At 68.7% G+C, this 22,074-nt stretch carries 16 protein-coding genes, 1 tRNA gene and 1 other RNA gene; 6 read left to right on the top strand and 12 right to left on the bottom strand.

Features of this window, described 5'->3' with window-relative positions:
* Positions 1 to 246 (top strand): IS5/IS1182 family transposase (locus A3IG_RS0112950; protein ID WP_018383991.1); only part of this gene is annotated, 246 nt, incomplete at its 5' end.
* A gap of 15 nt (positions 247 to 261) precedes the next feature.
* Here the strand turns inward: A3IG_RS0112950 and A3IG_RS0112955 are convergent.
* From A3IG_RS0112955 to ffs, 5 genes are all read right to left on the bottom strand, one after another.
* Positions 262 to 930: a DUF5063 domain-containing protein gene (locus tag A3IG_RS0112955; RefSeq protein WP_018383992.1), complete on the bottom strand. Its 669-nt coding sequence runs from the start codon at positions 928 to 930 to the stop codon at positions 262 to 264.
* A complete protein-coding gene (gene recR, locus A3IG_RS0112960; protein WP_018383993.1) occupies positions 923 to 1,522 on the bottom strand; it encodes a recombination mediator RecR in 600 nt (199 codons plus the stop codon). Before recR ends, A3IG_RS0112955 begins: the two co-directional genes overlap by 8 nt.
* 92 nt (positions 1,523 to 1,614) lie before the next feature.
* The gene (locus A3IG_RS0112965) at positions 1,615 to 1,926 is read right to left on the bottom strand and encodes a YbaB/EbfC family nucleoid-associated protein (protein WP_407701024.1); all 312 of its coding nucleotides are present in this window, start codon (positions 1,924 to 1,926) and stop codon (positions 1,615 to 1,617) included.
* Between the two features lie 212 nt (positions 1,927 to 2,138).
* Positions 2,139 to 4,472, bottom strand: coding sequence for a DNA polymerase III subunit gamma and tau (locus tag A3IG_RS0112970; protein WP_211219467.1), 2,334 nt, complete (start codon positions 4,470 to 4,472; stop codon positions 2,139 to 2,141).
* Positions 4,473 to 4,557: 85 nt separating this feature from the next.
* Positions 4,558 to 4,654: signal recognition particle sRNA small type (gene ffs / locus A3IG_RS32540), an RNA gene on the bottom strand.
* A 94-nt stretch (positions 4,655 to 4,748) separates the two neighbouring features.
* On the opposite strand from ffs, the gene A3IG_RS0112975 reads away from it, so the two are divergent.
* From A3IG_RS0112975 to A3IG_RS0112995, 5 genes are all read left to right on the top strand, one after another.
* Positions 4,749 to 4,833, top strand: a tRNA-Ser gene (locus tag A3IG_RS0112975).
* A gap of 410 nt (positions 4,834 to 5,243) precedes the next feature.
* Complete coding sequence (locus A3IG_RS29610; protein WP_078500401.1) at positions 5,244 to 6,881, top strand: DnaB-like helicase N-terminal domain-containing protein; 1,638 nt, start codon at positions 5,244 to 5,246, stop codon at positions 6,879 to 6,881.
* 183 nt (positions 6,882 to 7,064) lie between these two features.
* Positions 7,065 to 8,231, top strand: coding sequence for a restriction endonuclease-related protein (locus tag A3IG_RS32550; RefSeq protein WP_018383997.1), 1,167 nt, complete (start codon positions 7,065 to 7,067; stop codon positions 8,229 to 8,231).
* Positions 8,228 to 11,533 (top strand): hypothetical protein, encoded by a 3,306-nt coding sequence (locus A3IG_RS0112990; RefSeq protein ID WP_104530745.1) that lies wholly within the window; start codon positions 8,228 to 8,230, stop codon positions 11,531 to 11,533. Before A3IG_RS32550 ends, A3IG_RS0112990 begins: the two co-directional genes overlap by 4 nt.
* A complete protein-coding gene (locus tag A3IG_RS0112995; RefSeq protein WP_018383999.1) occupies positions 11,533 to 14,163 on the top strand; it encodes an RNaseH domain-containing protein in 2,631 nt (876 codons plus the stop codon). The genes A3IG_RS0112990 and A3IG_RS0112995 overlap by 1 nt, the downstream gene beginning before the upstream one ends.
* Positions 14,164 to 14,763: 600 nt before the next feature.
* On the opposite strand, the gene A3IG_RS29615 is transcribed toward A3IG_RS0112995, so the two are convergent.
* From A3IG_RS29615 to A3IG_RS31915, 7 genes are all read right to left on the bottom strand, one after another.
* Positions 14,764 to 15,516, bottom strand: a complete 753-nt coding sequence (locus A3IG_RS29615) for a TylF/MycF/NovP-related O-methyltransferase (protein WP_018384000.1) — start codon at positions 15,514 to 15,516, stop codon at positions 14,764 to 14,766.
* Positions 15,513 to 16,481: an LLM class flavin-dependent oxidoreductase gene (locus tag A3IG_RS34225; protein ID WP_018384001.1), complete on the bottom strand. Its 969-nt coding sequence runs from the start codon at positions 16,479 to 16,481 to the stop codon at positions 15,513 to 15,515. The genes A3IG_RS29615 and A3IG_RS34225 overlap by 4 nt, the downstream gene beginning before the upstream one ends.
* Complete coding sequence (locus A3IG_RS34230; RefSeq protein WP_107103055.1) at positions 16,478 to 17,566, bottom strand: phosphotransferase family protein; 1,089 nt, start codon at positions 17,564 to 17,566, stop codon at positions 16,478 to 16,480. Before A3IG_RS34230 ends, A3IG_RS34225 begins: the two co-directional genes overlap by 4 nt.
* A gap of 17 nt (positions 17,567 to 17,583) precedes the next feature.
* A complete protein-coding gene (gene trpS / locus A3IG_RS0113015) occupies positions 17,584 to 18,645 on the bottom strand; it encodes a tryptophan--tRNA ligase (protein ID WP_026220220.1) in 1,062 nt (353 codons plus the stop codon).
* A complete protein-coding gene (locus tag A3IG_RS0113020) occupies positions 18,642 to 20,405 on the bottom strand; it encodes an aminotransferase class I/II-fold pyridoxal phosphate-dependent enzyme (protein WP_157862330.1) in 1,764 nt (587 codons plus the stop codon). The genes trpS and A3IG_RS0113020 overlap by 4 nt, the downstream gene beginning before the upstream one ends.
* Before the next feature lie 275 nt (positions 20,406 to 20,680).
* Positions 20,681 to 21,538, bottom strand: coding sequence for a hypothetical protein (locus tag A3IG_RS0113025; protein WP_018384005.1), 858 nt, complete (start codon positions 21,536 to 21,538; stop codon positions 20,681 to 20,683).
* Positions 21,523 to 22,059: an HAD family hydrolase gene (locus A3IG_RS31915; protein WP_157862331.1), complete on the bottom strand. Its 537-nt coding sequence runs from the start codon at positions 22,057 to 22,059 to the stop codon at positions 21,523 to 21,525. Before A3IG_RS31915 ends, A3IG_RS0113025 begins: the two co-directional genes overlap by 16 nt.
* Positions 22,060 to 22,074 lie beyond the last annotated feature (15 nt).

The following is a 22,074-nucleotide window of genomic DNA, read 5'->3' on the forward strand; positions in this document are numbered from 1 at the left end:
GCCTATCTCCGCGGCCGAGGCATCAAAGCAGCGATCCCTGAACGGATCGACCAGATCAACGGCCGCATCCGGCGAGGCGAGAGCAGGTGCCGACTCAACCGCGCGGCCTACCGCCGCCGCAACGTCGTCGAACGCTGCTTCAACCGGCTCAAGCACAACAAAGCCCTGGCCACCCGCTACGACAAACGCGCCCGCCACTACCAAGCCCTGGTCACCCTCGCCTGCCTGCGACTCTGGCTGCCCTGACTTTGCGGACACGACCTAGCGCGGGCGCAGCCCCAGGGGTTCGGCGATCTCCGCCGCCATCACCGCACCGGCCTCCCGCTCGATGTTCTCGTCCGCCGCGGCGCTGTCCGTGTCCATGCCGTCCACCAGAGCGTCCAGCGGGGTGTCCAGACGGACGTGGGCGACCAGCGACTGCAGGGCCCGCAGCACCGCGCTGGCGGTGGCGCCCCAGTTCGACAGGTACGAGAACTGCCACCACCACAGCGCCTCCGCGGTGCGGCCGGCCTTGTAGTGGACCAGGCCGTGGGAGAGGTCGGTGACCACGTCCGCGATGTCGTCCGAGATCCGGCAGGTGACCGGTGTGGAACGGGGGACGTAGGGGTCGAAGACCTCCGAGTAGACGTCCACCGGCGCCAGCAGCTCGGCGAGGCGTTCCCGGAGCTGGTCGGCGTCCGGTTCCGGGCCGGCATCGGGCTCGTACCGGTCGTCCGGCAGCACGTCCTCGACGGCCCCGAGCCGGCCGCCGGCCAGCAGGAGCTGGGAGACCTCAAGGAGCAGCATGGAGATCGCGCTGCCCGGCTCGTCGCCCCTGGCGACCTCGCGCACCGCGACGATGAAACTCTCGATCTGGTCACTGATCTGGACGGCGAAGTCGGTTGGGCCGTCGGACGGCGGAACGGAAGCGGTGATGGTCGTGTCAGACATCGAGTAGTCGTCTCCCTTCGAAGGCCCGTCCCAGGGTGACCTCGTCGGCGTACTCCAGGTCTCCCCCCACAGGCAGACCACTCGCCAGCCTGGTCACCTTCAAACCCATGGGCTTGACCATGCGGGCGAGATAGGTGGCGGTGGCCTCCCCCTCCAGGTTGGGGTCGGTGGCCAGAATTAGCTCGGTGACGGACCCGTCGGCGAGCCTGCCGAGGAGCTCCCGTATCCGCAGGTCGTCCGGTCCGACGCCCTCGATCGGGCTGATGGCCCCGCCCAGGACGTGGTAACGGCCGCGGAACTCCCGGGTGCGTTCGATGGCGACGACGTCCTTGGACTCCTCCACCACGCAGATCACCGCGGGGTCGCGGCGCGGGTCCTGGCAGACCCGGCACCGCTCGTCCTGGGCGACGTTCCCGCACACGACGCAGAACCGCACCTTGGCCTTGACCTCGGTGAGCGCGTGGGCGAGCCGACGCACGTCGGTGGGATCGGCCTGGAGGATGTGGAACGCGATCCGCTGCGCGCTCTTGGGACCGACGCCGGGCAGCCTGCCGAGCTCGTCGATGAGGTCCTGGACCACGCCCTCGTACACGTTCGCCTTCCTTCCGTCGTTCGCCGTGCCGCCGCCCCGGTCCGCCCGTCACCGGCCCCCCCGCGTGCGGAGGTGCCCGTCCGCGGACGCGGCTAGAACGGCAGGCCGGGGATGCCGCCGCCGAGTCCCTGGGCGAGCGGGCCGAGCTTCTGCTGCTGGAGGTTCTGGGCTGCGTTGTTGGCGTCCCGGACGGCTGCCAGGACCAGGTCGGCCAGCGTCTCGGTGTCGTCCGGGTCCACGGCCTCCGGGGAGATGTACAGGCTCTGCAGCTCGCCCGCCCCGCTCACGGTGGCCTTCACCAGACCACCGCCGGCCGATCCCTCGACCATGGTCTCGGCGAGCTCCTGCTGGGCGGCAGCGAGGTCCTGCTGCATCTTCTGGGCCTGCTGGAGGAGCTGCTGCATGTTGGGCTGGCCACCGGGGAACACCACTGATCTTGCTCCTAGCTGACGACGGTGCGCGTAGCGCGGGTGCGAGTAGGGCGAGCCTACGTCGTCGAGCGGTTGATCGCCGTATCACCGTGCTGGAGCAACGAGAAGGACGTGCGCGGGCCGCCCGCCGGGGAGCGGGCGCCCCCGTGGCCGAGCGCGTCGGGGACCTGCGGGGGCGACCGGGGTCAGTCGCGCGGGATCTCCTCGACGACCACTCCGCCGAGCTCGCGCACGATGAGGTCGTGCCCGGTCAGCGCGGCCTCGTCGAGATCCGGGTCGTCCTCCTGGGGGATGTCGTCCTCCGGGGCCACCGGCGGCGGAACCGGCCCGGGCGGTGGCGCGGCGCGACCCGGGGCGTTCCCCGGGGCGTTCCCCGACGTGGGTGGTGCCGGGGCGGGCGCCGGGACCGTGGGCGCGCTCGCCGTACCTGGCGGGCCCGCCAGCCCGGTCGCCGGTCCGGGGGCGGGACTCACCGGTCCGGGGCGGGACGGCGGGGGGGCGGTCGGCGCGGGGGCGCCCGAGCCGGCCCCGCCGGTGGCGGACGGGTCCACGATGGCCTCGACCCGCCACTGGTGGCCGAGGTCGCCCACGGCCTGGCGCAGCACCTCGTCGCTCCCGCCGTTGACGAAGCTGTCCCTGGCCCCGACGTTCCCGAACGAGATCTGGAGGGTGCCGCCGTCGAACCCGGCGACCTGCGCGTTCTGGCTGAGCAGGATCCAGGTGAACCGGCGCCGGTGCTTCACCGCGTCGAGGATCTGCGGCCACATCTGGCGCACCGCCGCCGCGCCGCCGTCCACGGCCTGCGCCGTCGGTGCCGTGGCCGCGAAGGTCGTCGCGGCGGGGGGTGCGGGGGGTGTGCTGGACGCGGGGGGCGCGGTGGACGCGGGGGGTGCCACCGCCTGCCCGGCGGCGGCCCCCGCCGGCTGGGCCGCCTGCCCGGGCTGCGGGATTCCCGGTGCCGGCTGAGGCCCTCCCGGGGCGGGCTTGGGGCCCCGCGGTACCGGCCAGGCGCCCGGCCGACCCGTGGGAGGGGCGCCGGCCACCGAGCCCTCCGCCCCCACCCCCCCGTTCGGGGGCGGGACGACGTGCGCAGGGGACGGCGTCGCCGGGCCGCCCAGCACCAGCCCGCTGGTCGTGCGACCCCCCGCCCCCGCCCCCGTCTCCGGCCCGTCCGCCGCTGTGGTCGGTGCCGCCGGTGCTGTCAGTGCGGTCGGTGCGGTCGGTGCGGCTCCCGCGGGGTGGGCCGGGAACCCGCCCGGAGCCCCGCCGCGCACCGCGACCGACTCCGCGACACCGATCGTCGGCCCGACGGGCAGCACCCCCCCGCCCAGGGCGACGCCCCGCTCCAGCTTCTCCAGCCGGGCCTGGAGCGACCGCTCGTCGTCATACGCCCCGGGCAGCAGCACCCGGGCACAGATCAGCTCGAGCTGCAGCCGGGGCGAGGTCGCCCCGCGCATCTCGGTGAGCCCGGTGTTCACCAGGTCAGCGGCCCGGCTCAGCTCGGCCGACCCGAACACCGAGGCCTGGGCCTGCATCCGCTCCACCACGTCCGCGGGCGCGTCGATCAGCCCCTTCTCGCCTGCGTCGGGCACCGCGGCAAGGATCACCAGGTCACGCAGCCGCTCCAGCAGGTCGGCGACGAACCGGCGCGGATCGTGCCCGCCCTCGATGACCCGGTCCACCACCTCGAACACCGCGGCGCCGTCGTGCGCCGCGAACGCGTCCACCACCTCGTCCAGCAGGGCGGCGTCGGTGTAGCCGAGCAGGGCCGTCGCCATGGCGTACGTCACGCCCTGCTCGCCCGCCCCCGCGAGCAACTGGTCCATCACGGACATGGAGTCCCGCACCGAGCCCGCGCCCGCCCGGACCACCAGCGGCAGCACCCCGTCATCGACCGCGATGCCCTCCCGGGAGCACACCTCCCCCAGGTAGTCACGCAGCGTCCCCGGCGGAACCAACCGGAACGGGTAGTGGTGGGTGCGCGACCGGATGGTGCCGATGACCTTCTCCGGCTCGGTGGTCGCGAAGATGAACTTCAGGTGCTCCGGCGGCTCCTCGACCACCTTCAGCAGGGCGTTGAACCCCGCCGGGGTGACCATGTGCGCCTCGTCGATGATGTAGATCTTGTACCGACTGGACGCGGGCCCGAAGAACGCCTTCTCCCGCAGGTCACGGGCGTCATCCACACCACCGTGGGACGCCGCGTCGATCTCGATCACGTCGATCGACCCCGGCCCGTTCCGCGCCAGGTCCTGGCAGGACCTGCACTCCCCGCACGGGTCGGGGGTGGGCCCCCGCTCGCAGTTCAGGCAGCGGGCCAGGATGCGCGCACTGGTCGTCTTGCCACAGCCCCGCGGGCCGCTGAACAGGTACGCGTGGTTCACCCGGTTGTTCCGCAGCGCCTGCTGGAGCGGACCGGTGACGTGCTCCTGACCGATGACCTCGGCGTAGGTCTCGGGGCGATAGCGGCGGTAGAGAGCGAGCGACACGCTACCGACGATAACGGGACCGAAGGACATCCCGTCCCGCCCGCCGACCCCCGGCGGCCCTCGCGCCCCGGTCGGGACTCCGCCCACGCGAAGATCCCCACGCGAAGATCTCCCACGCGAAGACCCCCCGTGCACCCGCCAGAGCTCACCTACCCTTGCTGCCTTCCGGCCCTGGGGGGGTTCAGCGAGATAGCGCCGCACGAGGGGCTTCCCCCAGCCTAGCGGATCCCCGCCCCACCCCCGACCACGGTCCCGTTCCGGTAAGCGGTTCGCGAACACTCCCGCTCACCCTGTACCCTCTCCCACGGAGGATTCGCCTAGAGGCCTAGGGCGCACGCTTGGAAAGCGTGTTGGGGGCAACCCCTCACGAGTTCGAATCTCGTATCCTCCGCAGCCGCCCACCTGGGCAAACGAAGGGTCCGACCGCTGAGCGGTCGGACCCTTCGTCGTCGCGTGGTCTCAGTTTTGGTCTCAGTTGCGTGGGGCGGACGGCCGTGGATCTCCACGGACAGGCTTCGGCTGCTCTCTGCCGACGACCAGGTCACCGGGGTCCTGATCGCCGACCGCATCGAGACCAAGATCCTTCTGAATGACCAACGTGAGGCTTCGCGGCAACGTGCGGGCCCCACCAGCCCGAGCCAGCTCCTTGAACCGGCCAGCGGAGAGGTCAACCAAGCGGCCCCGGTGCTACGAACACCGGGGCCGAAGTAGAGGCTCCACCGCACAACCATTTATCCCTGAACGATCGAAACCGGAGGCCGGGGTTGCCGCCCCGTAATGGCCTGCCGGATGAGGAGCTCTATGCCCCAAGGTACGACCCTGTCGCCCCAGATGCCATCCCACTTCGGTGAGGGCCCCACTCCAATGGAGCCGCCCTGCAACGTGGACGCCGAGCGCGCGATCCTCGGCGCCTGCATGCACAAAGCCGACATCATCGATGAGGTCCGGCCCATCCTGGGCGACGACGCCTTCTACCGACCCGCGCACGAGACCATCTGGCGCGCGCTCCTCGCCCAGCACCGCGAGGACAAGCCGACTGACCCGATCGTCCTCACCGAGCCGCTCCAGCAGCAAGGTGACCTGCAGCAGGTCGGTGGTCACCCCTACATCTTCCAGCTCGCGGGCGCGCCCTACGGCACTAGCAGCGCGGAGCACCACGCGGAGATCGTCCGCGAAAAGGCCGACCTGCGGCGCCTGGTGACCTCCGCCGTGCGTACCCTCCAGCGGGCCCAGGAGCCCGGTGCGGATCCGGAGGCGATACGCAGCGAGGTCGAAGCCGAGGTACGCGCCGAACGCGATCGCGCACTCGCGTCGGGGCAGGGACGACTGTCCCGCTTCGCCACCGACGGGTGGTCGTTCGTTAAAGAGAGCGGCGCAGACGCCGAGCCCCTGTGGGGCAGGCGTGAGAAGACCGTCTGGGCCCCCGGCGAGAGCCTGATGATCGTCGGGGCTCCGGGCGTCGGCAAGACCACCTTGGCCCATCAGATGATCTTCGCCCGCCTCGGCTTGCAGGAGACCGTCCTGGAGATGCCAGTCGCGCCCAGCAGGCGGATCCTCTACCTTGCGATGGACCGTCCCAAGCAGATCGCCAAGGCCATGGCCCGCCGCGTCTTCCCCACCGACGAGAAGATCCCGCGCGAGCGGCTCGTCGTCTGGGAGGGTCCGCTGCCTGCCACACCCGACAAGGAGCCCGACCTCCTCGCCGACCTCGCCGCCCACCAGGCAGACACAATCGTGATCGACAGTCTCAAGGATGCGGTCAGCACGATGGTCGACGACAGCCTCGCGGTCGCCTTCCACAACGCCCGCATGCGCGCCCTGCGAGGCGGCGTGGAGATCATGGAGCTGCACCACCAGCGCAAGGCCACCGCCGACGCACCGCGCGGCCAGCGCCCCAGCCTGGACCAGGTCTACGGCTCCACCTGGATCACCGCCGGCGCGGGCAGCGTCCTGTTCGTCACCGGCCGGGCAGGCGACCCAGCCGTCACCCTGCACCACCTCAAGACCCCCACCGGTGAAGTCGGCCCTCTGGACGTCACGCACGACCATGTGCGCGGCACTACCACCGTCGACCCCACCAAGGACCCAGCCGCCCTGCTGCGTAACGCCCCCAATGGGCTGACCGCACGCGACCGGGCGACCATCCTCATCGGCGGGGGCGACCCCGAACGTGCCGACATCGAGAAGGCGCGACGCCACCTCAGCCGCCTCGTCGACAGCGGCCTGGCCACCAAGGCCGACGGCGTCGCCGGCGGAGCCGGAGGCGGCCAGCAGACCCGCTACTACGCCTCCGCACGCCATCTCACCGCCGTCGGCCGGGAGTGGGGCCGGTCGACCTCCGCATTGCGGAGCCCCTGCAACGGCAACAGCGAATCGAACACCATGCCGATCTTCGGGCGGAGCTGCTTATACCGAGGGACACTGACATCGCTCCCGTGACTGCGATCAGTTCAAGCCACTTTCGGGCTTTTCGTCACGTGCCTTGACGATTGCGTGTTCTCCGGCGTGCTCCGTTTGACGAGGTGCGAGCCGAGCCAAGAGCGTGCTCGTCCCGTACCTAATCGGCTGAAAGGCGTGCACTCTGGCGGTCGCTTGCGGTGCCGTGGGTCACCCTGATCAGCCATGGCGCGCGAACAGAAGGATGTGGCGCTGACCAACGTGGTCGGCGCACGAACGGCCACAGTGAAGCTGGTTGGTGACCTGACGACGGCCGGGCTGCGTGCCGCCCAGGCATGGTCGGTTCGCCGGGAGCAGCCCGAGGCATGGCGAGAGGTCTCGCGCATGCACGGGGTGTTCCTCAGCCTGCTGTCTCCCGGCTGCGGGCCGGCGACACCGCGCGACCTGATCAAGTTTCTCCACCGCCCCATGAGGGAGTGGGTGCCGCTCACCTGGGACTCGCTACCCGACGAGCTCGGCTCCTTCAAGATCCTTGGGGCGGACGACTTGCTGACCGGTGATGCCGTCGAGTACGGGTCCGACTACAGCGAGGCCCTCTTCGAGAACCACGAGGCCGGCATCGATTGGGTACCCCGGTGGGCCAGGCAGACGTTCGAAAGAGTCGAGCGCTCCATCTACACGGTGCTGTCGTCAGCTGGGCAGGAGGAGTACGTCGCCACGAGGCAGATGCTGATCGAGGTACCGGCGGGGACAGCGGACCGCGTCAGCGACGAGCTGCACGCGCGCGGCGCGCTGCACACCGAGGCATATGAGCCGCTGCCACCGGACCGGCAGTTCGTGGTGGGGCACGAGTCCTGGTACGTACCGTGTCCGACGTGCAAGTGGCCCATGCACGTCCAAGGCGCGTCGCTGGCGTGTCGGTATCCTCCACACTTCGGCCGGTTCCAGGTAACGGACGAGCGTGACGACAGCGGCGCGCCACGAGTTCGCGGTCCCGTGGCGGCGTGCGCATTCAGCGCCGCCGACGTGGTGTGCGTGCACGAGGCGGTCTGGCGCTACATCACGGTCCCCGGCGTCACCGAGGTCGCCTTGATGACGTGGCTGGCGGATCAGCCTGGAATCGGCGACGACGCGGTGACGAAGTGGCCGCACAAAGACAGGTGGGACATTACCGTGCGGGCCGGCGCCACCGTCTTCGAGGTCGACCTCAAGGACACCAGATCCCCGTCGAAGATCACCGCCAGGCCACCCCGGGCCCGGCACGTCGTGGTGCCCGACTACCGGGCCTGGCAGGTCGCCCAGCTGCGACGCTCACTGCCCGCGGGCTACGAGGTTCGTACGGTGCGCGCGTTCAAGACCGCGATCCGGAACGCCCTGAAGGAGGCGCGGTGACCGGGCGCTCCCTGGCCACTATGAATGTGCAGCGTCTGAGCACACTGGCCGCGCTGGCTCTGGCGGCGCGACTGTTCCCGAACCGCTCGGAGGAGCCCTTCCGTCACGCTTCGGCGATCCGCGACGCGCATCTTCTCCTGTCCGGGCATACCCACCTGTGGAACCGCTACGGGGAGCTGTCGTGCGAGGACACGCGGCGAGTCACCAGACTCCTGTGGCACCGCCCCGCTCGCCTCGCGATCCTCGCGGCCTTCCGCCGGGCGGTCGAAGACCTCTTCGACTCGCCCGATCTGCCCGAGGGATTCGCGGTTCTTGACGACGAGCACTACTTGATGACCGTCCAGCAACGTCTTGCATCGCTGGTGGACCAGGTGTTGGAGGAGCTCGATGGTCGCCGGTCAGCAGCCGACGAGGGACGGAGCCGGGAGCTGGCCCTCCAAGGTCACTTCCGCATTGGCACCCAGATCCCCGACCCGAGCCGCCCCGGCAACGGCGTAATCCAGGCCCACTACGTCCTCGACCTGCCCCAGATCCAAGCGCCGCTGCCGGACTTCGGTAAGCCCAAGGATTGCCTCAGGCGGCAGGTGCCGATCGACGCGCTGCGCGCGATCGCGGACGCGCAGGACCACGCCTTCGGTCAGAGCCACCGGCGCAAGAGCCTGGAACGGATCTTCAAGCACATCCGTCGAGCCGACGGCTCCCTGCTCGCCGACGGCTTCCTCATCCTGGACGCTGGCCTGATCCGCGTGCTGAGCGCCTGCACGGGTTCAGGCAAGAGCGTCCTGGCCAAGCTGCTCGCCGCGTGGGGCGTGAAGAACAATCTGGTGACCGGGATCGTTGTGCCACGCAACGACAGCGTGCTCTCCTTCACCCGCGCGATCTGCAAAGAGCTGCACGCACTCGGTCTCCAGGACGCGGTCGTGGTGCCGCTGATCTCCCCGAACAGCATGCAGGAGGTGGCTGAGAAGGCCGCCCGCAGCCTCATTGAGGAAGGGCGAGCCCAGGAGGGGGATGAGGCGTACGGCGAGTTCGCCTATGGATGCGCCATGCAGGCGAAATCCACCAACACGCAGGACGTCGACCTGTGGCAGCCCGGCCACGAGCGGTGCTCCGACTTCGAGGGCACCGATCCTGAGAGCGGTGAGACCCGGCGCCACCGCTGCCCGTGGTTCGCGCACTGCGGCAAGCATCGTCATCAGCTGAACCTCGACAAGGCCGACGTCATCATCACCAACCACATCAACCTGATGTCCGGACGCCTGCATATCCCCGTCCTGGCCGAAGGCCACGTGCGCAACCACATGACCGTCGAGGAAGCGCTCCTTCGGCTCACCCATGTTCTGCTCATCGATGAGGCGGACGCCTTCCAGGCCACTGGGTTCGCCAAGAGCGCCCACCACGTCACGCTGGCCCGCTACGGCAGCCGACAACCCAGCGCTCTGCAAGAGCTCCACGACCAGTTCAGCGTCCGCGCCGGTGCCCTGATGTACGAGCTGGAGCGGTACATCCACCCCAAGATCACCCAAGTGCGCTTCCTCGCCGAGAGCTACGTCAGCAACGCCGCGCACGGGCGTATCGCCCAGAGGGGACCCAACGAACGCAACCGCCAGCAGCTGGCCCGCCGTCGCCTGATCATCCCGCGCCGCTGGGACGCCTGGTGCACGGCACGCCTGTGGCGGTCACCTGACGGCGAGTCACCCACGCGCGAGCAGATCGATACCTTCCGCAAGCTGTTCAACCCGAAGGAGGAAGCACAGCTCGCGGGCGCGAAGGTCCCGGTCGTACCGGGGGTCGGCGAGAGCACTCGCGAACACCTGACCCAGTTGCGCACCGAGTTGCTCGACGCGACCGCGCTGCGCGAAGGCACTGATCCCGTTTTCGACAACGTGCACGCGCGGATCGCCGCCGCTGCGCGTCCCCTCCTGGACGATCACCTTGCCGATGACGACCGCGAACTTCTCGTCGATCTCCTCGTGCGCAGGGCGTACCTGGAACAGATCCGCGCCCAGATCGAGTACGTGACCAGGTCAGGCACCTCACTGAAAGCCTCCGGTATCACGGCGGCCAACGAGCTGACCGAAATGCTGGAGGACAACAACCAATGGCATGCTGCCCCCTACGGTCCTCTGGGGGCACCGGTATTCGGCTTCACGGCCATCCACGACATCGAGGACAAGCACCGCACCGAACTGGCCCTAACCTCCTTCGCGGGCGACCCGCACGCGTATACCGCACAACTCGGTGACACCACCGCGCTGGCGCTGTGCGGTCAGCGCCGCATCGTGCTCGGGCTGTCCGCAACCGCCTACATGCCCGGCGGGACCATGCACCACCTGATCACACCCCCTACCTGGTACGTCCCCGACGACATCACCGGCTCCCTCGTACTGCGGTCGCTCACATTGCGGGACGAGCGGAACAACCCCATCCGGATCTCGGGAACCTCGGACATCCACCGGGACCAGGCCCATCAACAGATGGGCCGCGCACTGTGGTCCCAGCACATCGTCCAGCACTTGAAGAAGCTCGCCAGCCGACCTGCAACCGCACACCGCGCCCGCATCCTCGTCGCCTGCACCTCCTATGTCGGCGCCGCTCAACTCGCCGAAGGAATGATCTCCGCCGGCGCGGACCCGGAAATGATCGCAGTCGCCACCCGTGCGAGCGATGAGAACACGGTGCCAGCCCACTACCGGCGCCGCCCCGCCTGGTACGAGATCCCCTCGGACGCGCTCGAACGCTTTCCCCACCACCCGACCGCCAAGGTCCTCATCGCGCCGCTCGCCATCGCCGAGCGCGGATTGAACATGGTCGACCACAGCGGCCGGTCCTTGGTGGGTGAGGTCATCCTCGCCGTCCGCCCGATCCCGCTCATGGACGAACCCGCCCAGCTCCTCGCCCTGATCTCGAGCCGCGCCTACAGCAGCGTCACCCACTCGGCCGACCCCGCCGAGACGCTCCGGGACCTGGCCATCACCTCCAGCTCCGTTCACGAGGAGCTGTTCCGCAGCCACCACTTCTTCCAGTCCCTGCCGAACAAGGTGCGGTTGTCGATCGTCGCCGAGATGCTCATCGGCATCATCCAGCTCGGTGGCCGAGTACGACGAGGCGGCGACCGAGGCGTCCTCTACCTGGCTGACTACGCCTTCCACAACCCCTCCAGCGGCAGCGACCTGCCACGCCTGATCCGCGAACTGCGGGAGGGATGGAGCCGGAGTGGCGAGCTGGAGCTCCTCCAGAACATCTACGGCAGCACCCTCCGGGCGATCTTCGACTTCGCCGACGAAAGGACCAGCAACTGATGGCCGCCGCCCCCACGCGCCTCTACACCGCCGACTTCCCGCTCAGCCCGGACCTGATGGGGCAGGTGTGGCTCTACCCGCTCACCCCGGAGTTCGAAGACCTCTGGGAGAACTGCGAACGGCAGTGGGATCCCGAGGAAGGGTTCCGGACCCCACACGGCGCCCTGCGCGTCGCACTCGGCACGGTCACCGGCCGCATGATCGTTTTCACCGTCGCCCGCAGGCGCAACGTCCGGCCCGGCGAGGAACGGAGCCTGATCGTCGCCGACGGCCCTCTGGACACCAGGCTCACCACGAGGTGCTTCGACGTCTGGCAGAAGCTGCACTTCCGCGGCGTCAGGGACGGGCAGCTCCTCAGCCACCACATCGACTTCGAGCGCGCCGTATGCCGCCCCCTATCCGATGTCCTCAAGCGGGACGAAGTCGGATACGTCACCGGGCCCTGGTGGTGGAAAGACGCCGCCGGCTGGGCCGTCATCCAACGCCTCGCCGCACATCCCATGATCGACAAAGCCCATCCCGCCCAGCGCGCCACGACCTTCCGCGTCGGGCTGGCACACGACGCCAAAAGGCTGGTGGCCTGGGACTATCCCTACTACCGCACCATCTACCAGGGAAGGTCGAACGAACGAACGGGATGGGCGATGGCCTATGTCTCCGTCACCGGAGAAACCCAGCGCGGCCTGCCCGACCCGGTTCTCCGCTTCGACTGCCATGTCACGCGGGTTGCCGACCACTGGAGCAACGTCAAGACGGTCACCCTCAACCACCCGCAGTTCGACACCCTCCTTCGCGTCCCGGTACGCCACGTCCCCCAGCGCGGCCCTGACGGCGAGAAGCTCCGAGACAAGAACGGCCGCCTCATCTGGAAGACGGAATTCCGCGGCCACACCGCCGCCATCGTCCAGGCGTGCGGCCTCACCCCAGTAACGTTGCCCGACAAGGCTGACGGGGACCTCGAACGCGTCCGCGCCGTCTTCCGCAACAAGGGCAGTCACCTCGTCGGCAAGGGCGTGGGCGCGTACTTCACCCTGCGCATGGCCACCCACATCGCTGACGTCCTGGGCATCCAGCCGATCACATACGACAAGTCCCGCTACACGATCCCGGGTGCCACCATCACCCACGGCCCCATCCCGGTCAAGAAGCTGCCCCAGGCACTGGAGGCCGCCGGCTGGAAGTCCATGCGCCTGGTCGTCGTCCACGCCGCGGACACCACCCCCCGCCGCGTCATGCGCCAACTCCGCCTCGACTACGGAGTGCCGATCCCCGAAGCTCTCGTCGGACCGGACGCCGGGTTCGACGCGAAGATCGTAGACCTCGCGCCTGCCATCACAGTGGAGTTCCGCAAGATCCCCGAACTGACCATGCACGGCTCCCACGATCGCACGAGCATCGTCCAATCGAGTGGCTTCTTCCACTCTGACGACCCCGACCAACTCGTCGCCGCCATCTGCGAAACCACCTGGGACGGCAAGCCCATCCCCAACGACGGCAAGCCCTCCACCCGCAAGGCACTCGCCGCAGCCGGAGTCGTCAGCCAGTTCCTCACCGTGGCCGACGCCCCGACGAAAGACGAGGAGACGGACTTCCCCACCAGCGCGGCCTTGCGCCACATCTTCCAGAACGCCGGCATCATCGATGACCGGCTCGCGCGCGCGACGTGCGCCGCGCCGGACGTCCGCATGGAAGCGCCCCTCACCGAACCCGTCACCGTGGTCGGTATCCACCTGCGCCGGCACAACTACCGGCGTGTACGCGGCCAGGCACCCCGGCGACCCAAGCTCGTCGCTTGCCTGGTCGCGATGCACTTCACACCCGACACCGAGGCCCCGCCGTACACCGAGATGTACCACAATGGCCGGTGGCTGCGCTACGCCGAGGGACGGGCTGCCTACCACGCCAGCGAGATCGGCAACGAGAACTGGGGCCGGGACGGCAACGGGGCCCGCGCGGTCCGCGACCACATCGAGACCGCCTTGGACAGCCTCATCCTCCCAGAGGGTTACAACCGTGTTGTCCTCGTGCTCGACAAGGAGGGCAGCCGTAGCATCTACCCCGGCATGGGCGACAACCCGTTCGCCGGTGGTCTGCTTCCCGGTCGCGGCCTCGCCCAGGACGGCGTTGACGTGGCCGTTGTCCGGATCGCCTTCGGCCACCACGCGGCACGGCCTGCCACGGTCTACCGCGCCGGCGCCGACGACCTCGCCACTATGAGCCCCAGCTACCGGCGGACCCTGATCTTCGAGAAGAGGCACCCCCACGAGACCGTCTGGATGCTCACGCAGCAGTCGCGTCAGCAGGCCGGCAACTCACCCATGCTGCGCGAGGGCAACCGGCGGACCCGGGAAGACTTCCACACTCTCCCCTTCAATCCCATGAACAAGGACCTCCACGCCACCAGCCGCATCGAGATCGCTATCCCCCGCCCAGGTGGCTGGGAGTCCGGCGACCTCGTGGCTCTCATCGCCCGCCAGTGCGACCAGGCCGTCGCGTGGGACCACCGCACCCTGCGCTCCGCCCCGCTTCACCTCGCCCACCACGCCGATAGGGACCACCCCGACTTCGGCAGCCACGATCCGGGGGACGGCGACGCAGGGGACGACGAGCTGGAAGAAGAGCTGCTGTAACTATGCACGTCGTGCGCCGTGCTCAAGGCCAGTGCCACGGTGCTCGCCGGTTGCTCCGAAGCAGGGTAGAGATTGCCGGTTGTCTCCCTGTCCACGGACATCGCCGCGTGGAGAGCTCGGCGAGGCGGGCACCTTCCCGGCCGCCAGGGGCCAGCGCGATGGCCTCCCCTATGGTGCGTAACAGCTTGGTGCACCGGCCATGGCGGAATGTCAGGTCCGGGATCTGCTCGGCGAACTCTGCTGCGGACAGCCCGAGTTGCCGCAGAAGAACCGGCGACCCGCAGGTGAAGAACCCTGAATCCGGTCCGTACGGCCTGCCATCCGGATCAACGCGACGTGCAGGGGGGACAAGTGCGGGAAGAGGGCACGACCTCGTGGCCGTTGTGGACGACGTGCTCGGGCAGGCCGGCGGCTGGTTGTGGGCTGGCTACAGGCGTGCCGGGGCGCCCTGAGCGTGAGGCGAGGGGGAGCCGCTCGGCGAGGTGGATGGGCGGGGCCACGGGGTGACCGAGGCTGTTCGACGGTGGTCATCGCGCTTGATCGGGCGGACGCGTCAACGAGCTGGTCAGTCTGCGGGTACCAACCCGTGAGTTCTCGGGGCTATCGACCGACTCGGACGTGCCCCATAGCTTCCGTGACCGCCTGCCTCTCGGGAAGCGGCTGGCTCGGCGGAGCGACTGCTGCGGACGGGGAGAAGTGCATGAGATGCCCGGTGTGAGCCGGCTGCTCCAACCGTGTGCCCGGGTGGGAAGCCAGGTACTCGCGGAACGCCTGGGTCTCGCCGGGGAAGACGCCGTAGTTGTCCACGATCACGATGCCGCTCGGGGACACGAGGGGAACGAGTTCGGTGAGGCAGGTGACGGCTGGCTCGTAGAGGTCGGTGTCGATCACGAGTAGCGAGATGGCGAGTTCGGGGTGGTTGGCGACGTACTGCGGAACCGTCTCGCACACGTCGCCGGGGACCAGGACCGTGTTCGCTTCGAGCCCGCGCCTCCGTTGCCCCAGGGTCTCAAGCAGCTGGTCTGCTCCGATGCAGTTGAGGCCGGCGACCTGCTGGATGTGGTCGACGATGCGCTGGTCGGATTCGGCGCTGGTGTGGGGGAATTCCCCGAACGTGTCGAAACCGATGAGGGGTCGGGTGTGCTCGGACTCCAGCAGGTGCCGCAGCATCGCCCACATGGTGAAGGATCCCCCGCGGAAGACACCGCACTCGACGATCGCGCCAGGGACCGTGCGGATCCGCTGGTAAAGGTCATAAAGCGCGATTATCTTGCCGATGCGGCTGGGGCCGCAGGTCAGGAGGAAGTCCTCTTCGTGCTGGAATGCTGTGGCCGGATCGGGAAGGTCGATCATGCTGTTCCATACCTTTCTTCCTGGGTGAGTGGATTAGCGGTGGTAGTGGCTTCGGCCCGGCGAGCTGCGGCCGTGAGCAGGTCGATCTGCTCGTCGTCGAACAGACCGAAGGGCATGCCGTGGGCGCACACGACGTGGTCGACCCCGAGGCTTTCCCATGCGGTGAGCCGGCTGTGCACCTCGTCAGGAGTGCCGATCAGCCCCCGTTTGCGCCACGCTTCGAAGCTGAGCCCGTCGAGGTGACCGCCAGGTACCCAACGGCGCAGCCTGGTCCACCGCTGGTGGAGATCGTCTTCGTCCGTTCCGATGACGGTGGTGAGCCCGACGGAGCGCAGGATGGGGGCTCTTTCCCGTGCCGACGGCTGCGCCGCATTCAGCCGTGCGAGACGCTGCCAGTAACTGGCAGGGGTGGGGTCCCAGGCCAGGTTCCAACCATCGGCGATGCGCGCGGCAACGCTCAGAATGCCGCTGCGTTTGCCCCCGACCCAAACCGGCGGTGCCGTAGGACCCAGCTCGGTGCGGATCAGCGCAGCAGTCCGTTCCACGTCGGCGAGCCGGTCGGCGGCTGCGGAGAACCGGCGGCCTGCCGCTGCGAATTCCGCGGCATTCCAGCCGGCGCCGAGGCCGATGTCTAGGCGTTCTCCGGCGAGATCGGCAACCGTTGCGATCTGGTGGACGAGGAGTTCGGGTTCCCGCAGCGATGCGGGAGTGACTAGAGATCCGAGCCGGATGCGACGGGTGGTCGCGGCGATCGCGGCCAAGAGAGTCCAGCAGTCCGGGGAGCGGCGACGGTCCTGGGGGGCGACGTCCAGCCAGAGATGGTCGGATACCCAGAGCTGGTGCAGTCCGGCCTGCTCCGCTCTTTGGGCGTAGGCGAGTGCCCTGCGCGTCCGGTGTGCTCCGGTGACCTTTGGGTTAGGGAAGAACCCGTCGTAATGGGGCAGTGCCAGGCCGATCGTGATCACCCCAAGCTCCCCTCGGTCTGCTGCGGGTGGGTGAAGGCTTCCAGCAGCGGGTGCGGACGGTCGGAGTACGCGGAGTCGAGGATCCGGGCCGCCTCGCCCAGGAGTGGAGCGAACAGGTGGTGCCTTCCCTCCACGATGACCTTGGGTATTTCCCGGAACAGGAGCATCGCGGTGTGAACAGCGAGCGCACCGAAGTCCTCTTCGAGTTCGGCGGGCCGACTCATCCGCCGGAAGGCGCGCACCGCCGGGGCGGTCCACCTGGAGAGAACGGCCGGGGGTGTGCTGCTGTAACTGAGCGCGAGTGCGGACCGTGTAGGCGTGATCCTGCCGTGCGTGCCGGCCAGGAGGCTCTCGACGTACCACCAGCCGACGAGGTGGCTTGTCATCATGCGCCAGTCCTGATGGTGGCCGGACCACTCCCAGTCCACCAGGTGCCACTGCCCCGCATGGTCGAGCAGGATGTTGCGGGGTTGTGGGTCTCCGTGGCAGGCGACGCGAATAGCGGGTGTTCGCAGGGCTGCCAGCCGATGCAGCATCCGGTCCAGGGATCCGTGGTCCGTGCCGTTGACGATGATGTGGTGCTGGCCGTCGATCGGTATTCGCAAGTGGTGCGCGGCGTGGTGTAAGCCGTGGCGGCCACGTTCCAGTCGCAGCGTGTGTTTTCTGGTGGCCAGCGCAGGCTCGAAGCCGGGCCGTGCGGACTGGAGCCATACCTGGCAGAGTGCCTCGGTCACCTCGGTCCATATTGCGGCTGCCTGGGTGGTGGGCCCGGGACGGAGGGCGGCGTCTGCCAGGGTGGTTACCGAGGGACAGCGAGTGATCAGCGTGTCGCTGCCGTGGTGGTGGCCGGCGAAGAGGACCTCGGGAAGTCTGGCGCCGAAGTAGGGGGCGATGGTGTCCCGGGCGCGGGCCTGCTGGATGGCGGGCACTCGCGGGTTGCGGGCGGTCTTGACGGCCACGAGCGTGCCGTCGGGGCGTTGGACGATGCGGACGAGGGCTCCCGAGGAGCCGGTGCGGACGATACGGACGGTGTGGGCGGTGCGGGAGCTTAAGGACCGCTCCCGCACCGACGTGCCAGAAGGCATGGGTCTCCCGGTGTCCTTCAGGGTGTTGTGTCTTCCCTGCTCTTGCGGGCTCGCTCGGCCTTGCGGCGCAGCTGGTTGTAGGCGGCGGTCAGGCCCATCGCCTTGCGGGCTTCAAAGACCACCTGCTGCACTTCGCGGCGGGTGCGTTCGGTGCCTTCGACGATGATTTCGTCGACGAGGCCGCTCTGCTCCTCGTAGTGTGCGCGGCGCTCCCGCATCGGGTCGAGGAAGCGGTTGATGGCGGCAGCCAGTTTGTCCTTGACCTCGACGTCGCCGACCTTGCCCGCTCGGTAGCGTTCCTTGAGGTCGGCGACCTCCGCGGCGTTGTCGTTGAAGACGTCGTGGTAGATGAAGACGGGGTTGCCTTCGACCGTGCCGGGAATGTCGGCGCGGATCCGCTTGGGGTCGGTGTACATGCCGGCGACTCGCTTGCGGACATCCTCGGCGCTGTCGGAGAGGTAGATGACGTTGCCGATGGACTTGCTCATCTTGCCCTGGCCGTCGGTGCCCACGAGAGTGGGCACCTCGCTCTCGACGAGTTCGGGGACGGGGAAGGTCTCCCCGTAGAGGTAGTTGAACCGGCGGGCGATCTCCCGGGTGACCTCCACGTGAGCGTGGTTGTCCTTACCGACAGGAACGACATGCGCCTTGACGCAGAGGATGTCGGCCGCCTGGAGCACCGGGTAGCCGAGCAGGCCGTACGGCATCTCTTCCTTGCCCGCGTCCCGAGCCATGTCCTTCAGGCTGGGCACGCGCTCCAGACGCGGCACGGTCACCAGGTTCTGGAACAGGGCGTTGAGCTCGGTGACCTCGGGGATGGCCGATTGCAGGTAGTAGGTCGCCCGGGTCGGGTCGATGCCGGCCGCGAGGGAGTCCAGGACCATGTCCCGGGCGTTGGTGGAGACCTTGGCGATGTCCTCCCGAGTGTTCTTGGTGGTGAGCATGTGCAGGTCGGCGATGATCAGGAAAGTCTCGTACTTGTGCTGGAGCTGCACCCGGTTGGCGATGCTGCCCACGTAGTGGCCGAGGTGCAGCTTTCCGGTGGGTCGGTCCCCAGTGAGCATGCGCTGGTCTGTCATGGAACTGATGGCCCTTCAAAGGTCTTGTCATGCAACGACGGTCGATGAGATGAGGTCCCATTCTTGCCGGTCGTGTCCTGCTGAAGTGCCTCGATAAGTGGTTCGACGAAGGGCACGTCGATCAGATGGAGCTGTATCCAGCCGGGCATCGACCACCGCCGGCCGTCTCGGAACGGCGTCCCACTGGATCGCAGGCGCCTGGTGACCGATGCGTGGCGCGTGCCGAGATCCATCAGGAGGAAGTTCCCCTCGGTGTGCACGTAGGCGATGCCGAGGTTCTGGAGGGTTGCCGTGAGCCGTGCCCGGGCTTCGTGGCTGGCCTGTACCGTCCGCTGATGGGACTGGTCGTCCCTCAGCGCGCTGTGCGCCGCGGCGATCGCCAGCGAGTCCATCGTGTAGGGGAGCCGCTGGGCGCGCAGCCGATCGGCCAAGGGGGTGACTCCGAGTGCGTAGCCGACTCGGGCGCCGAGCAGGCAGTGAGCCTTGGACATCGACCCGAACAGCACAGCGCGCGGATACCGGCTGAGCAGCAGCGAGGCTGGCTCGATGGGCGTGCGTATGAAGTCGGCGTAGACGAGGTCGAGCAGTACGACGGCGTCATCAGGCAGGGCCTCGAAGAGGCGGTCGAGCAGCTCGGTGACTTGGCCGACGGCTCCGGAGACGGAGTGCGGGACGTCGATGACGCAGAGTGCCGTGTCCTGGTCAGCCAGACGGGCCAAGGCCGAGCTGTCGTGGGTGAAGGTGCTCGGATCCCACGCGGCAGCCGCGTACCGCAGGCGGTGGCGCTCGGCGAGCTCCTGGTACAGCTCGAACGTCGGCTCTGTTGCGACCACCTTTCCACCGGGACGGGCTTGGATGCGGAAAAGCCAGTCCATGACCTCGGTGGAGCCGTGGCCCACCACAACCTGGTCACGGTGTACTCCGGAGCGTTCCGCGATGGCAGCCTCCAGGTCGGTGGCGTCGCGGGGTGGCGGGCGGTGCAGTGCGCCTGCGGCCTGCCTTACGGCGGGTCCCACCTGCGAGGAGGTGCCTGAGCGCAGGGGCGCCGTGGTGGCGGCGCGGAGCCCGGCGACGACCCCGGTCAGGTGCTCCGCCTTGCAGTCCCCGCAGCTCCGACCTGACAGGCAGCCGTCCAGCGCCCGCTGGGCGGTCTCCGGTGGACACAGCAGCTCGATCATGGCGAACGCCGAGCATCGCGTCGCATCCCCACCCAGGGAACACTGCTCTTCGACGCTCGCCCGACCACCCGTCCGTGAGCGCAGGAACTTACGCTGGACCGTCGCCTCGTCGTCGTCCACGAAGACCACGGAGGACGGCTCGCGGACACTGCCCCGCTCACCTTCCCGCCGCAGACTGGGAAAGAGCCGGCGGTAGAGCAGCTCCGGAACCTTGGCGTCGACAGCCCGTGCAGCTTGGGGAAGCAGGGCCGAGTGCGGTGCTTGCATGGCGTCGACCAGGGCGACACCTCCCTCCTCCATGCCTGCCGGGGTGTAGAGGAAGAAGCTGATCATGGCTTCCAGGTCGGTCAGTGCGCTCGCAGGTGTTCTGCTGTCCCAGCCGTAGAGGCGCCGCATCCTGTCCAGCCGCAGCCCGGACAGCGCCTGGTGCTGCCACCGCCGTAGATCGGGGCCGTACTCGATGAGCTGGTCGGGCACCGAGGCTCCTGCGTAGTGGCAGACCGCGGTGCGGAAGCCATCGACGATGGAGGTGGAATCGTCCGAGGCGTCGAACAGCAGAAGGTGCGCACCGCTGTCGGCCATCTGAGCTGCTGTACGTGCCAGGCCGAGGTGGCCCAGGTGCAGGCGCCGACCAGCGAACCCTACGCGGATCGGAGAGGCGGCCGAGCGGGTGGACGGTTGCGAGGCACCGAGCGTCTGGGTTGCCCAGACTTCGCCGGGGAGCATCGGCTTTCCCGTCTGCTGCGCCCGGTCATCGGAACAGACGACCGGGCGCAGGCCGAACTGCCGTGAGCGGTGCTCTTCGCGCGCGGCGGTCTGCCGGTTGCATGCCGCGTGCCACGTCGCCAGGGCCGTGGTCACGGTGCGCCTCCTCCCTCGGCGATGCCATGGAGGAACTCCAAGGCCGAGTGCTGTTCGTGTGGCGTTGCATGAGCGTCCGTTTTGCCGAAGTACACATCCGGGAAGCCGGGGTCCGCCTCATGGCACACCGCTCCGAAGGCCCAGAACCGGGCCGTGCAGCGGGCACGTTCCCGGTCGGCGTCATCGACCGGTGTCAGCCCGGTGTACACCCAGCCGCCGTGGGTGCCCGCAGGCGCGACGTACCCATCAGCCCGGAGTGCTTCGAGGTACGTGTGGCGCTGGTGCCCCCATACGCGGGTCATCAGCGGGGGGTTTCGCAGGAGCCTGGCCAGGTAGCCCGCAGCGTCCGGGTAGAGGTCGAGGAACGCCAGATGAGCGTGGGCGAGCAGTTGGTCCGCGTTCCAGGCCGTGTCCGGCTGTCCCAGGGCGAGCAATTCAGCAAGGGGCGCCAGGAAGCGGGCGGTGTGCTGCGAAAGCAGCAGCTCATGCTCGGGCCGGTCGGTCACGAAGGGGCCAAAAAGCTTCAGCGTGAAGTATCCGCCGAACTGGCGCCTCAATCCGTCGTCTGCCAGATCTCCGTGCGACAGCACGTAGATCGTCACGGGCGTCGCACCCCACGAGGCACTTCGCCTGTGCGGAGCACTGCTGAGGCTGCCGTCATGGAGGAGGAACGCATCGAGGTCGCTGCCCTCGCGCCCCTGGCCGAGCGGCAGGCTGCCGTAGAAGACCCACTGCCGGCCCTCGCGGGGGATGTCGGCCACGACAGGTTCCAGCAGGGCGATGAGATCGGGGATCCGGTCGACGAAGTCCTGGCTGATCACCTCTTCCACCGGACCGGTCAGCATCCCAGCCACGTGTCCACCTCCTCCGACCATCGTCCGTCGGCATCGGCCAGCAGGCTCGTGACGCCAAGTGACTTTGCGGCAGCGACGTTCGCCGGCTTGTCGTCCACATAGAGGGTTCGGGCCAGGTCAGTGCTGCCGAGCACCCGGTCGTAGACCGCACGATCCGGCTTGACCACTCCCGTGAGGCTGGAGATCCACACGTCCGAGAAATGGCCGGCCAGGGCGAGCGCCTCCAGCCTCGGGATGAGCCACTCGTGCCGGTGGTTCGAGACCAGGATCAGGCGGGCCTGCCGTCCCCAGGACGGCAGCCGGCGGACCACAGGCATGGCCCGCATGGACTGGTCGAGGACCGTACGCCACTCTGCCGGAGCGCGCTCCAACCCGCAGGTCGCGGCCAGGGAGGTCCAGAAAGACGTCTCATCCATGCGGCCGGACCACAGGTCATCGCGGAACCGCTGCCTGAAGAGCTGGGCGACCACAGTGGGGCTCAGACCACTGGAAGACGCGACGGCGCGGAACAACGGCTCCATGGGTTCACCCAGCAC

This window comes from Wenjunlia vitaminophila DSM 41686 (genome assembly GCF_000380165.1).
GTDB classification, from domain to species: Bacteria; Actinomycetota; Actinomycetes; order Streptomycetales; family Streptomycetaceae; genus Wenjunlia; species Wenjunlia vitaminophila.

Bases quoted from the DNA above. Each gene is read 5' to 3' on its own strand.
- trpS (WP_026220220.1), bottom strand. From the start codon at position 18,645: ATGACAGACCAGCGCATGCTCACTGGGGACCGACCCACCGGAAAGCTG.
- A3IG_RS0112955 (WP_018383992.1), bottom strand. From the start codon at position 930: ATGTCTGACACGACCATCACCGCTTCCGTTCCGCCGTCCGACGGCCCA.
- A3IG_RS29615 (WP_018384000.1), bottom strand. From the start codon at position 15,516: ATGATCGACCTTCCCGATCCGGCCACAGCATTCCAGCACGAAGAGGAC.
- A3IG_RS31915 (WP_157862331.1), bottom strand. From the start codon at position 22,059: ATGGAGCCGTTGTTCCGCGCCGTCGCGTCTTCCAGTGGTCTGAGCCCC.
- A3IG_RS0113020 (WP_157862330.1), bottom strand. From the start codon at position 20,405: ATGGCCGACAGCGGTGCGCACCTTCTGCTGTTCGACGCCTCGGACGAT.
- A3IG_RS32550 (WP_018383997.1), top strand. From the start codon at position 7,065: ATGGCGCGCGAACAGAAGGATGTGGCGCTGACCAACGTGGTCGGCGCA.
- A3IG_RS29610 (WP_078500401.1), top strand. From the start codon at position 5,244: ATGCCCCAAGGTACGACCCTGTCGCCCCAGATGCCATCCCACTTCGGT.
- A3IG_RS0112970 (WP_211219467.1), bottom strand. From the start codon at position 4,472: ATGTCCTTCGGTCCCGTTATCGTCGGTAGCGTGTCGCTCGCTCTCTAC.
- A3IG_RS0112965 (WP_407701024.1), bottom strand. From the start codon at position 1,926: ATGCAGCAGCTCCTCCAGCAGGCCCAGAAGATGCAGCAGGACCTCGCT.
- A3IG_RS34230 (WP_107103055.1), bottom strand. From the start codon at position 17,566: ATGCCTTCTGGCACGTCGGTGCGGGAGCGGTCCTTAAGCTCCCGCACC.
- A3IG_RS0112995 (WP_018383999.1), top strand. From the start codon at position 11,533: ATGGCCGCCGCCCCCACGCGCCTCTACACCGCCGACTTCCCGCTCAGC.